Here is a 13,048-nt window from a genome sequence, read left to right on the forward strand (position 1 = left end):
GGAAAAGAAATGGAACAAATGTATAACGTATCATCTAATCCCCATGTCAGGGACAAAATGACAACCAGCCGAATCATGCAGCTCGTTGTGATTGCGCTGCTTCCAACCACACTGTTTGGTATCTGGAACTTCGGCTTCCGTGCACTTCTTGTTGTACTTGTGACGGTTGCATCCAGCGTTTTCTTTGAATGGCTGTATAACCGTCTGATGCATAAAAAGAACACCATCAACGATTTCAGTGCAGTAGTAACAGGCCTTCTGCTTGCACTCAACATGCCACCGCAGATTCCGCTGTGGATGCCGGTACTTGGCAGTGCTTTTGCAATCATCGTAGTAAAACAGCTTTTCGGCGGTCTCGGTCAGAATTTCATGAACCCGGCACTTGCTGCAAGATGTTTCCTGATGATTTCTTTTGCAGGCAAAATGACCAATTTCGCAGTGGACAAGCTCAGCGGATACCACTGTATCGATACCGTTACAGGTGCGACCGCACTTGCCGAACTCAAAAACAGCGGATTTACAGCAGATTCTATTCCTGTCAAAAATCTGTTTATTGGTAATGTTCACGGAACAATTGGTGAAACTTCTGCAATTGCGATCCTGATCGGTGCAGTGATCCTTCTTGCTTTTAAAGTAATCGATTTTAAAGTACCGCTTACATACATCGGAAGCTTTGCTGTATTTGTAATCCTTTACATGCTCGGCTCCGGAATGGGTTTTGACATAAATTACCTGCTCAGCCATCTTTTCGGAGGCGGTCTGATGCTCGGTGCATGGTTCATGGCAACTGATTATGTCACCACACCGATCACGCCAAAGGGCCAGCTCGTATATGGCTGCTGCCTTGGTATTGTAACTGCCGTTTTCCGTCTCTTCGGCGGTTCCGCAGAAGGTGTTTCCTATGCGATCATTTTCTGCAACCTTCTGGTTCCGATCATTGAAAAAGCAACTAAGCCGGTTGCCTTTGGAAAAGGAGGTAAAAAAGCATGAATACAATCTTAAAAAACACCATTTCCATTACCGTGATCACTCTGGTTGCAGGTCTTGCCCTTGGTGTCGTACAGGACATCACAGCCGGACCGATTGCGGCTCAGGCCGAAAAATCCAAAGAGGAAGCTTACAAGACTGTTTTCGAAGATGCTTCCGGTTTCAGCGAATATTCTCTTGATGACAAAGGTCAGGCAGAAGATCTTGTTGGATATCTTAATGATAACGGATTCTCTGCTCAGACGATCGATGAGATCATGGTAGCAGAAGATGCTTCCGGCGAAACTCTCGGATATGCATTTACAATTACTGACTCTGAAGGCTACGGCGGTGACATTCAGTTCGCAATGGGTGTTCAGAATGATGGAACACTGAATGGAATTTCCATCTTATCCATCAGTGAAACCGCCGGTCTTGGTATGAAAGCTACCACAGATGATTTCAAGAATCAGTTTAAAGACAAAAACGTAGAAAAATTCACCTACACAAAAACAGGCGCTTCTTCTGATGACGAGATTGATGCCATCAGCGGCGCAACCATTACAACAAATGCCATGACAAACGGTGTGAACGCCGGTCTTTGTGCATTTCGGTATGTGGAAGGAGGAGCAGAGTCATGAAAGCAAACACACCTGCCGAACGTCTTGTAAACGGTATTATTAAAGAAAATCCTACTTTTGTGCTGGTATTGGGCATGTGTCCTACACTGGCTGTTACAACATCTGCAATCAACGGTATCGGAATGGGACTTACCACTACGGTAGTTCTGGCAATGTCCAACCTGATGATCTCTCTTCTTAGAAAATTCATTCCGGACGGCGTACGTATGCCTGCATTTATCGTTGTCGTAGCATCTTTTGTTACCATCGTACAGATGCTCCTGCAGGGCTTTATTCCGAGTCTGTATTCCGCACTCGGTATTTACATCCCGCTGATCGTAGTAAACTGTATCATCCTTGGCCGTGCCGAAGCATATGCTTCCAAAAATCCTCCGATCCCATCGCTCTTTGATGGTATTGGAATGGGTCTCGGATTCACCTTAAGTATCACCTGTATCGGTGCAGTCCGCGAACTTCTCGGCGCAGGCCAGCTCTTCGGACAGCAGATTCTTCCGCTTGCCGCTGACGGCAAAATGGGATATGAGCCGATCACAATTTTTATCCTTGCTCCTGGCGCATTCTTCGTACTTGCCATGCTTGCTGCACTTCAGAACAAATTCAAAGTCGGTGCAGCAAAACGCGGAATTGATCCAAGTGAAGGATGTGGCTGCTGTTCAGGCTGTGATTCCTGCAACAATACCATGTGTAAAGGAGGCAAACAGGCATGAAAGAATTATTGATTATCCTTGTCAGCTCTGCCATTGTCCATAACGTAGTACTGAGCCAGTTCCTTGGTCTCTGTCCTTTCTTTGGTGTTTCCAAAAAGACCGAGACTGCAGTCGGAATGGGTGGAGCCCTTGTATTCGTTATTACATTGTCTTCCTTCGTTACCGGACTGATCTACAAATTCATCCTTGTTCCTTCAGGTATGGAGTATTTGCAGACAATCGTATTTATCCTGATCATTGCCGCACTGGTTCAGTTTGTAGAGATGTTCCTCAAAAAATGTGTTCCATCTCTTTATAAGGCACTTGGTGTATACCTTCCTCTGATTACAACAAACTGTGCAGTTCTTGGTGTTGCACTTACAAACGTACAGGACGAATACAATATTCTTCAGGGTACCATCAACGGATTTGCCACCGCTGTAGGTTTTACGATTTCCATTACACTCATGGCCGGTATCCGCGAAAAAATTCAGTATAATGATATTCCGGAAGCTTTCAAAGGATTCCCTACTGTACTTCTTACAGCAGGTCTGATGGCGATTGCATTCTTCGGATTTTCAGGATTAATTTAAGGAGGCATCGTTATGAATATTGGAGCAATTATTACCGCAACCGTAGTTGTTGCAGCCGTCGGCCTCTTTATCGGTATTTTCCTGAGCGTTGCCGGCAAGAAATTTGCTGTTGAAACAGATGAACGTGAAGTTGCAGTTCGTGAAGCCCTTCCGGGAAACAACTGCGGTGGCTGCGGATATCCCGGCTGTGACGGTCTGGCAGCTGCAATCGCAAAAGGCGAAGCACCTGTCAATGCCTGTCCGGTAGGCGGAGAAGCAGTCGGCAAAGTGATTGCAGGAATCATGGGACAGGAAGTTGTAGAATCCACCCGTATGGCTGCATTTGTAAAATGTACCGGTAGCTGCGAAAAGACAAACGACAATTACACTTATACCGGTGTAGAAGACTGTGAAATGATGGCATTTATCCCAGGCGGCGGATCCAAAGCCTGCAATTACGGTTGTATGGGATTCGGAAGCTGTGTAAAAGCCTGTCCGTTTGATGCGATCCATATCGTAAATGGTGTTGCAGTCGTTAACCGAGAAGCCTGCAAAGCCTGTGGTAAATGTATTGCCAAATGTCCGCATCACCTGATCGAACTTGTGCCATACGAACAGCAGACATTCGTAGGATGCAGTTCCCATGCAAAGGGCAAAGCAGTAACTACCGCCTGTGAGATCGGATGTATCGGATGTAAAAAATGTGAGAAGACCTGTCCAAACGGTGCGATCACTGTTACTGACTTCTGTGCACATATTGATTATGACAAATGTACAAATTGCGGTGCATGTAAAGAAGCATGCCCAAGACACGTTATTCTTTAAATACAGTTTGGATGATCCGGCGGAGGAGTTTTCCCTTCGCCGGATTTTTGCATGCTGGCGCGTCCACCGATTTATTCGAATAGATGTTTGCTTTTTACAGTTTCCTATGTTATCATTGGAAGAGTAAGTTTTACGGATTTTATAAATCACAGGAGAGACAGCATGATTTCATTTATTCGCGGTCTTGTAGCCGATACCACCGAAAATTCTGTTATTCTGGAAGCCGGCGGAATTGGATATGAGATTTTTATGACAGGTTCATCTATCGAACAGGCCTCACGTTCAGAGGGGGAAGTTAAGATTCATACATATTTTCATGTAAGAGAGGATGCCATGCAGTTATATGGTTTTCTTTCCAGAGATGATCTGGAAATGTTCCGGCTGCTTCTGAACGTCAACGGTATCGGCCCTAAGGCAGCTCTCGGAGTACTTGCCGGGCTCACTGCAGATGAACTTCGTTTTGCTGTCCTTTCCGATGACATTAAGACAATTTCCCGGGCACCTGGCATTGGTAAGAAAACCGCCCAGAAACTGATTCTGGAACTGAAGGACAAGCTGAAACTTGAAGATGCTTTCGAGAAAAAGCTTGCCCACGAACAGGAAGCTACGAACCTTTCCGGTTCTGTCCTTCATGATGGCAGACAAGAAGCAGTAGAAGCTCTGGTTGCTCTCGGTTACAGCAGTACAGAAGCTATGAAAGCCGTCCGTAAAGTCACGGATGTCTCACCTGACGACGTAGAAGGTCTTTTGAAAGCCGCCCTGAAACTCTTCTGATTGGAGTAAAGATTAGCAATGGATAAAAGAATGATCACCACCGATGTGACCGAAGAAGATCTTCCTCTAGAGGGAAATCTTCGACCTCAGACACTAGATGAATACATCGGTCAGGAAAAAACTAAAAAAACACTTAAAATTTATATAGAAGCAGCAAAACAACGGCACGATGCGCTGGATCATGTACTGTTTTACGGTCCTCCCGGACTTGGTAAAACCACCTTATCCGGCATCATTGCCAATGAGATGGGTACACACATGAAGGTCACTTCCGGTCCTGCAATCGAAAAGCCCGGTGAAATGGCAGCTATTCTAAACAACCTTCAGGAAGGTGACATTTTGTTTGTCGATGAAATTCACCGTCTGAACCGCCAGGTAGAAGAAGTTCTTTACCCTGCGATGGAGGACTTTGCAATTGATATTATGATCGGCAAGGGCGCTTCTGCCAGATCCATCCGTCTCGATCTCCCGAAATTTACGCTGGTCGGTGCCACGACAAGGGCCGGTTTGTTATCAGCGCCTCTGCGTGACCGTTTTGGTGTCATGCATCATCTGGAATTTTATGATCAAAAAGAGCTACAGACGATCATACTTCGTTCTGCGGAGGTTCTCGGAGTGGAAATTGATACACGGGGAGCTGCCGAAATCGCCAAACGCTCCAGAGGTACCCCTCGTCTTGCAAATCGCCTTCTCAAGAGAGTGCGTGATTTCGCACAGGTAAAATACGATGGACGGATCACTTACGAAGTAGCTGTATTTGCACTCGATCTTCTGGAAGTAGATCAATACGGTCTCGACAAGATTGACCGCCGCATTCTGCAAACTCTGATCGTCAATTTTCAGGGTGGCCCTGTCGGTCTGGAGACACTGGCAGCCGCCATCGGAGAGGATGCCGGAACTCTGGAAGATGTGTATGAACCGTATCTTTTGCAGAATGGATTTCTGAACCGTACGCCGCGTGGCCGTACCGCGTCTGCACTGGCTTACGAGCATCTCGGATTTGAGAAACCCGTTCAGGATTAATACAGAATACATTTTTGAAAACAATTCGTAAAAATTCCTATACATTTCTACAAAATTCGATTATAATGGTTGGAAGAAACTACAAATTTACGGGAGGCTTGTTATGGCAGTCAAAAATACGGCGCAGGTAGTAATCGGAGGCAAGATCTTCACTCTGGGAGGTTACGAATCTGAGGAGTATTTCCAGAAAGTTGCATCTTATATAAATAATAAAATGGCAGAATTAAGCGAAATGCCGGGATATTCCCGTCAGTCCGCCGAAACAAAACATACATTACTGAGTCTGAATGTCACAGATGACTATTTCAAAGCAAAAAAACAGGCTGAGATCTTCGAACAGGATCTCCAGCAGAAAGATCAGGAAATGTACGAACTGAAGCACGAACTCATCGCGCTTCGCATGAAGATCGAAGAAACAGAGAAAAAGCAGCAGGAAGCCCAGCATCAGAAAGAGCTTCTCGAAGATAAAGTCAAGGATCTGAATGAGGAAATTGACAAATTGCTTAAGTAAAGCAGGAAGGGGATTGCTTCGGTAGTCCTCTTTATTTGTTTAAATCCATTTTTTAGAAAAGGATGATATATTTTGAATATAACACACGAAATCGAACTTCTTGCACCGGCAGGTTCTTATGAAGCTTTTGAAGCAGCCCTTGGCGCAGGTGCCGATGCCGTTTATGTTGGTGGCCCTGACTTCGGTGCAAGAGCATATGCGCGCAATTTTACACAGGAAGAGCTGATCCGTGCAATTCATACGTCTCACATTCATGGAAAAAAGCTTTATCTGACTGTAAATACACTTCTCAAAAACAGAGAGCTCAAAGAACGTTTATATGATTCCCTTCGCCCTTTATACGAAGAAGGACTTGATGCGGTCATTGTACAGGATTTTGGCGTATTTCAGTTTATCCGAAATAATTTTCCAGAGCTTCATCTTCATGCCAGTACACAGATGACTGTGACCGGCCCTGAGGGAATGAAATTCCTGGAAAACCAGGGTGCTACCCGTGTGGTTGCTGCCAGAGAACTGTCTCTTGAAGAACTTTCTGCCATGCATCAGGCAAGCTCTATTGAAATCGAAGCATTTATTCATGGTGCACTTTGTTACAGCTTTTCAGGACAATGTCTTATGAGCAGTATGCTTGGTGGCCGAAGTGGAAACCGTGGGCGCTGTGCACAGCCGTGCCGCCTTCCTTACCAGGTACGTACCCCTGACGCCCGTCATTACAAAACACAAAAAGATTTTTGTCCTCTAAGTCTCAAAGATATGTGTACCCTTGATCTTTTACCCGAGATCATAAATGCGGGTGTTACCTCTCTAAAGATTGAAGGCCGTATGAAACAGCCGGGATATACAGCTGCTGTCACCGGAATGTATCGGAAATATCTGGATATACTGCTTAATAATAGCGAACCATATCATATAACAGATCAGGATCGTCAGTATCTCCTTGATATTTTCAGCCGCGGAGGCTCCTGTCAGGGATATTACAGACAGTCAAACGGGCCTTCTATGATGGCATTTACAAACGACAAAAAATCAAATGGGATTCCTGAAGCACTTCCTTCACGTAAAGAACCTGTCAGCGGAACTTTGATCCTGTATCCGGGTGCTCCGGCGATGCTCGATATTTCCTGCCGTGACGCTCATATCACCGCAACTGCTGAAGAAGTACAGTTCGCCAAAGATCAGCCTATGGCCGAGACACGAATCAGGCAGCAGATGGAAAAGCTCGGAAACACACCATTTATCTGGAATTCTCTGAATATTGAGATGGGAGAGCAGATTTTTGTTCCGATCCGTGTACTGAATGAACTTCGAAGAAATGCAATACAGCTTCTCGAAGAAAGACTTTACAGCAGGCAGAAGCGTATTGTTTCCGGTCAGATCCGATACAGTACAGCTAAGAATGCTGTTCCTTCCGAACAAACACTTAGGTTCCGGGTTTCCTGCGAAACCAGAGAGCAGGCAGCAGCACTCTGCAAAAATCCTGAGATATACGGACTGTATGTATATTATGATGCACTGAAAGAATTGATAAATTCCGACATATATAAAGAAAAAGAGCTGTATCTTTCACTTCCTTATATCACCAGAGGCAGCGCACCAAAAGGACTTTTTGATAGCTGTCGTTTATGGCTTTCTGATGGCAGATTGAAAGGCTTTCTTGTACGGAATCTCGAGACTTACGGAATGCTCAGAGAACTTGGATTGCAAAAATACTGCATTCTGGACGCTTCCATGTATACATGGAATGATGAGGCAATTTCATTCTGGGAAAACGAAAATATTCTCAGAAATACACTCCCTTATGAGCTCAACGAGAAAGAACTTCTTCACCGTAACAATATCGGCAGCGAAATGATTCTATATGGCAGTATTCCTCTGATGCTTTCCGCACAGTGTGTACGCAAGAACACGCAGGGCTGTGACTGCAACGAACAGTCCATGGTTTTGAAAGATCGTTACGATAAGGAATTCTGCAGCATCTGTGTCTGTCACCCATGGAAAACCGGAACTACAGCAAAAGAAAAGCATTGTTATAATATCCTTTATAACAGCCTTCCACTTGGACTTCTGCAGGAAGCAGATAAGGTGCGAAATCTCGGAATTCGTAATTTCCGTCTGAATTTTACTACAGAAGCACCAGCTCAGGCAGCTAAAATCCTTCAGGAATTTCTGGATGTCTACCTTCATCATAAGATTCCGGCAGAGAGAAATTATACAAAAGGACATTTTAAAAGAGGAGCCGAATAGGGCATATGATTAATGTAATAGTAGAACTTTCCAAATATATCATCCTGACGTTGATGATCATTTATACTTTTCACTGTTTTTATACAGTACGCCAGTCTGATGAGGAAGAGCGTAATGAACTTTTACGCCAGCAGCTTCTGTTGATCTTTTTCATTGATTTTACTGCATTTCTGATAATCTATCTGAAAACCTTTAACTTTCAGGTTGTCGAATTTTATGCGGAGATGCTGTTGTTTTTTGCTGCAATCCAGATTTTGTATCGTCTCTTTTACAAAAAAGCATCCATACTTCTTCTGAACAATATGTGTATGCTTTTAAGCGTCGGTTTTATCATGCTGTGCAGACTGGATATCTCCGCAGCACAGAAACAGCTTCTTATCGCAGCCGGAGCCAGTGGCATTGCACTGATCATTCCCGTAATGATCCGCAAGATGCGTTTCTTACGTAAGCTGACATGGGTCTATGCCGGTATTGGTATTGTCCTGCTTGGCGCAGTTTTCGCTCTTGCAAGGACAAGCTACGGTGCGAAGCTGTCTCTTATGGGTGTACAGCCCTCCGAAGCGATTAAAATCACTTTTGTATTTTTCATGGCATCCTTTTTATCAAGAGATACCAGTTTCCGTGCCATTGTGCAGGTGACAGTCGTTGCTGCACTTCACGTCGGGATTCTTGTACTTTCCAAAGACCTTGGAAGTGCCGTGATCTTTTTTGCCGCATACCTTATTATGGTTTATGTTGCCACAAGAAATGTCGGCTACCTCGGACTTGGTATTGTCGGAGGTTCCGGTGCATCTGTTGTTGCTTATCATCTTTTCGGACATGTCCGTCAGAGAGTAAGCGCCTGGAAAGACCCGATGGCTGTTTATCAGAACGAAGGTTACCAGATCGTACAGTCACTTTTTGCAATCGGCACCGGCGGATGGTTTGGCATGGGACTCTGTCAGGGATCACCGGAATCTATCCCAGTCGTCAAAAACGATTTTATTTTCAGTGCGATCTGTGAGGAACTTGGAGGCATTTTTGCCATCTGCCTGATCCTTGTATGTATGAGTTTTTTCCTTATGATCGTAAATATTGCACTACGTATCATCAATCCTTTTTACAAACTGATTGCGCTGGGACTTGGTACTGAATATGCATTTCAGGTTTTCCTTACGATCGGCGGTGCAACCAAATTTATCCCTATGACCGGTGTAACGCTCCCTCTCGTAAGCTACGGCGGAAGTTCATTATTGTGTACAATACTGATGCTTGCGATTATTCAGGGACTTTATATTTTAAGAGAAGACGAGGACGAGGAATTTGAGAAACGAAGACAAGAGGCAATACAGAGAATCAGAGAGAGAGAGGAAATTGGAAGAACGCGCCAGATCTAAAAGACGCCGTGCCAGAAATCGAAGCTATACCTGTGTGTCTGTATTTTTCATGGCTATTTTTATGGGGTTGATCGCTTATCTTATTTATTTCAACGCCATAAAAAGTGATGACTTTATCAACAGCCCGTATAACACACGTCAGGATACCTTTTCTGACCGGGTAGTCCGTGGCAGTATTCTATCTTCCGACGGGGAAGTACTTGCCCAGACAAACGTCTCTGAAGATGGAACAGAAGAGCGTTCTTATCCTTATGGAAATACATTTGCACACGTAGTCGGATATGACACCAACGGAAAAAGCGGTCTTGAATCCGAAGCAAACTTTCAGCTGCTTTCTTCGCACGAATTTTTCCTGAATCAGATCCGTAATGAATTTATGGGAACCAAAAATACCGGTGACAGCGTAGTATCTACTCTGAGTGCTGACCTTCAGACCACTGCATATAATTCTCTCGGTGACAGAAGAGGGGCCGTTGTTGCACTTGAGCCATCTACCGGCAAGATACTTGCAATGGTCAGCAAACCGGATTTCGATCCCAACACCATTTCCGAAAACTGGGACAGTCTTGTAAATGACGAAACCAACAGCAGTCTGCTCAACAGAGCCACCATGGGGCAGTATCCTCCTGGATCGACTTTTAAAGTAGTCACTGCACTTGATTATTTCCGCACACACGGAAGTTTTAACGGATTTTCTTTTGACTGTCAGGGAAGCATCACAAAAGAAGGACATACTATCCAGTGTTACAATGGAAACGTGCATGGTACCGAAGATTTTTATACGGCATTTGCCAATTCCTGCAACTGTGCCTTTGCTGAGATCGGTACAGAACTCGGCGGCGCATCTCTGTTAAAAACAAGCGAAGATCTTCTTTTTAATAAAAAACTGCCACTTAATTCTTATCGTAAGAGCAGTTTCTCACTGGACGGAAGTTCTGGCATTCCATTGATCATGCAGACTGCCATCGGTCAGGGAAACACTCTTGTTTCTCCAATGCATATGTCACTCATCACAAGTGCTATCGCAAACAATGGTGTCCTCATGAAGCCATATCTGATTGATAAAATCGTCAATGCAAACGGAGACACTATCCAAACAACTGAGCCAACTACGTACAAACGTCTGATGACAAGCAACGAGGCTGCAATCCTCGGTAAACTGATGAAAGGTGTTGTAGAAAGCGGCACCGCTTCCGCCTTAAATGGCAGGGGGTATACAGTAGCCGGTAAGACTGGTTCTGCAGAATATGACGAAAATGGCTCCAGTCATTCCTGGTTTATCGGATATTCTAACGTTGATGATCCTGATCTTGTTGTTGCTGTAATCGTTGAGGGTGGTGGTACCGGAAGCGAAGCAGCCGTACCGATCGCAGCAGATCTTTTTGACGCTTATCATTTTGATCAGCAATAATTGATAAACAGTTGCCAGTCGACCAAAAAAGAGTTATACTATATGCAGTTCAAGATATGAAACTCACACGCATTACAGGAGGAAATTGCAAAATGATAGAAGCAACAAGCTGTGGCGGTGTGGTAATTTATCGAGGTAAGATACTGGCACTTTATAAATCTTATAAGAACCGTTATGAAGGTTGGGTGCTCCCAAAAGGAACCGTAGAACCGGGCGAGACACACATTGAAACTGCCTTACGCGAGGTACATGAAGAAGCAGGAGTAAGGGCTACTGTCGTAAAATATATCGGCAAAAGCCACTATAATTTTACTGTACCTGAAGATATCGTTACAAAAGAAGTACATTGGTATCTGATGACGGCTGATAATTATCATAGCAGACCTCAGAGAGAAGAATTTTTTGTAGATTCCGGATATTACAAATTCCATGAAATCTATCATCTTCTCCGTTTCTCCAACGAGAAACAGATTGTAGAAAAAGCATATCAGGAATATCTGGAAATGCGGAGTCAGGGACTCTGGGGGAAACAGCGCAGAGTATAACTGCTCTGCATAAAATGTATCCATAACAGGGTTGCAGCATTCGCAGCCCTGTTTATTTTTCGTTTAAATTTTATAAAAGGGGGCATCCTTTTATAAACACTATTTTCTGCACAGAAGGAGCCAGGAACCAGTATGCTGAAATGGCACAAAAACTATTATATCGGACCGGGAATCAAAAATATTTCCCGTATCCGCCGCCGTCTGGAACACGGAAAGCCTGTCCCGGGCATTTATCTGATCACATTATCAGAGAATCCCTGCAATCTTCTCGAAATACTTCCTGCACTGACCCTCATTCAGGAAAGCGCAGCAGATATGTGTCCGGAAATTGTAGGTATTGCCAAAGGAAAAGAGGACGCAATGGATCTTGTTACAGAAATGATTCAGACAATTTTCTCTGAAACCGGCGGATTTGAAATAAAAGAATATTGGAAAAACAGGTGACTTTATGCTACATATTCTGTGGATACTGATAAAATTCATATTGGTGCTTCTTGCAATTCTGCTGGGGCTTGTCGTATTGGCACTTCTTCTTATACTGTTTTGTCCGGTACGCTATCAGGCCAGCGCAGCCAAAGAAGAGGGTTCATTTTTCGATGCATCTGCAAGTGCAAGAATCAGCTGGCTTTTCGGAGGAATTTCATTCCGGCTTGATTACAAAGATCGAACCGCCGGATATGAACTGCGAATATTGGGAATCCCATTATTGAGATTATTGAACTATTTTAGAAACCGTAAGAAGAAAAAGCAGCAAACATCTGATACCTCTAAACCTCAAATACAAACACTTACGCAAAAAGATGTCATAAATGCAGAAACACATAAATCATTATCAGATTCTCAATCTCTCGCAGACACTTCTCGTACCGAGGATTCTGTCTCCAGAGAAGAATCCCACACATATTCTTCGACAGACGAAACTTTAGACGAAACAATCTCCGAAGATCAGCAGCGTCTGATCCGGAAGATTGAAAATCTGTGTTACAGTCTGGGATATAAGCTTCGTGCATTTTTTGAATCACTCAGAAGATTTTGGCAAAAGTTATGCGGAATACCAAAAAACATCGAAAATTTCACATTAACAATCAAAAATATCTGTGATAAAATAAATATGTTTCGAGATTTTCTCGAACATCCACGGGTCAAAGCAGCGATCACTCTCGTAAAGGATCATTTCATAAAGCTGCTCCGTCATGTATTTCCGACAAAAATAAAGGGGAATCTTACTTTTGGAAGCACAGATCCCTCCATCACAGGAAGCGTACTGGCAGTTCTCGGTATGACCATTCCACTTCACAAAAACTGTATTGCCGTAACTCCTGTATTTGAAGATAAAAATATACTCAAAGGAAATATCAGCCTGAAAGGACGGATCTATGGAGTATTCCTCATAAAGACCGCTCTGGAGCTGTATTTTAATAAGAATATCAAATATGTCATCAGACGATGGAAACATAAACATAAGGAGGACTGA

At 43.9% G+C, this 13,048-nt stretch carries 14 protein-coding genes; all 14 read left to right on the forward strand.

Going from position 1 to position 13,048, the window contains the following annotated elements; all coding sequences use genetic code 11:
* Positions 1-9: 9 nt before the first annotated feature.
* The 14 genes from DWW86_RS01435 (at position 10) to DWW86_RS01500 (ending at position 13,048) form a co-directional block, all read left to right on the forward strand.
* Entirely contained in the window at positions 10-990 is a 981-nt protein-coding gene (locus DWW86_RS01435; RefSeq protein WP_117942042.1) for an RnfABCDGE type electron transport complex subunit D, read from the forward strand.
* Complete coding sequence (locus DWW86_RS01440; protein WP_072521188.1) at positions 987-1,607, forward strand: RnfABCDGE type electron transport complex subunit G; 621 nt, start codon at positions 987-989, stop codon at positions 1,605-1,607. The genes DWW86_RS01435 and DWW86_RS01440 overlap by 4 nt, the downstream gene beginning before the upstream one ends.
* Positions 1,604-2,314 carry an electron transport complex subunit RsxE gene (gene rsxE / locus DWW86_RS01445; RefSeq protein WP_015542646.1) on the forward strand — a complete coding sequence of 237 codons (711 nt, stop codon included), beginning with the start codon at positions 1,604-1,606 and terminating at the stop codon, positions 2,312-2,314. Before DWW86_RS01440 ends, rsxE begins: the two co-directional genes overlap by 4 nt.
* Complete coding sequence (rsxA, locus tag DWW86_RS01450) at positions 2,311-2,886, forward strand: electron transport complex subunit RsxA (RefSeq protein WP_117942043.1); 576 nt, start codon at positions 2,311-2,313, stop codon at positions 2,884-2,886. Before rsxE ends, rsxA begins: the two co-directional genes overlap by 4 nt.
* Positions 2,887-2,898: 12 nt before the next feature.
* The gene (locus DWW86_RS01455; RefSeq protein ID WP_117942044.1) at positions 2,899-3,690 is read left to right on the forward strand and encodes an RnfABCDGE type electron transport complex subunit B; all 792 of its coding nucleotides are present in this window, start codon (positions 2,899-2,901) and stop codon (positions 3,688-3,690) included.
* A 162-nt stretch (positions 3,691-3,852) separates the two neighbouring features.
* Positions 3,853-4,464, forward strand: coding sequence for a Holliday junction branch migration protein RuvA (ruvA, locus tag DWW86_RS01460; protein WP_072521185.1), 612 nt, complete (start codon positions 3,853-3,855; stop codon positions 4,462-4,464).
* An 18-nt stretch (positions 4,465-4,482) separates the two neighbouring features.
* On the forward strand, positions 4,483-5,487 hold the full coding sequence (gene ruvB, locus DWW86_RS01465) for a Holliday junction branch migration DNA helicase RuvB (protein ID WP_072521184.1): 1,005 nt from the start codon (positions 4,483-4,485) through the stop codon (positions 5,485-5,487).
* A gap of 103 nt (positions 5,488-5,590) precedes the next feature.
* Positions 5,591-5,998, forward strand: coding sequence for a cell division protein ZapA (locus tag DWW86_RS01470; protein WP_072521183.1), 408 nt, complete (start codon positions 5,591-5,593; stop codon positions 5,996-5,998).
* 72 nt (positions 5,999-6,070) lie between these two features.
* Positions 6,071-8,242 (forward strand): peptidase U32 family protein, encoded by a 2,172-nt coding sequence (locus DWW86_RS01475; protein ID WP_286187627.1) that lies wholly within the window; start codon positions 6,071-6,073, stop codon positions 8,240-8,242.
* Positions 8,243-8,247: 5 nt separating this feature from the next.
* Positions 8,248-9,618, forward strand: a complete 1,371-nt coding sequence (locus DWW86_RS01480; RefSeq protein WP_072521182.1) for an FtsW/RodA/SpoVE family cell cycle protein — start codon at positions 8,248-8,250, stop codon at positions 9,616-9,618.
* Positions 9,545-11,029 carry a peptidoglycan D,D-transpeptidase FtsI family protein gene (locus DWW86_RS01485; protein WP_353652661.1) on the forward strand — a complete coding sequence of 495 codons (1,485 nt, stop codon included), beginning with the start codon at positions 9,545-9,547 and terminating at the stop codon, positions 11,027-11,029. Before DWW86_RS01480 ends, DWW86_RS01485 begins: the two co-directional genes overlap by 74 nt.
* Before the next feature lie 92 nt (positions 11,030-11,121).
* Complete coding sequence (locus DWW86_RS01490) at positions 11,122-11,574, forward strand: NUDIX hydrolase (RefSeq protein WP_015542680.1); 453 nt, start codon at positions 11,122-11,124, stop codon at positions 11,572-11,574.
* A gap of 132 nt (positions 11,575-11,706) precedes the next feature.
* Positions 11,707-12,018, forward strand: coding sequence for a hypothetical protein (locus tag DWW86_RS01495; protein WP_072521181.1), 312 nt, complete (start codon positions 11,707-11,709; stop codon positions 12,016-12,018).
* 4 nt (positions 12,019-12,022) lie between these two features.
* Positions 12,023-13,048: a DUF2953 domain-containing protein gene (locus tag DWW86_RS01500; RefSeq protein ID WP_117942045.1), complete on the forward strand. Its 1,026-nt coding sequence runs from the start codon at positions 12,023-12,025 to the stop codon at positions 13,046-13,048.

It is taken from the genome of Ruminococcus sp. AF17-22AC (assembly GCF_003460065.1).
Classification (GTDB): Bacteria; Bacillota; Clostridia; order Lachnospirales; family Lachnospiraceae; genus Blautia_A.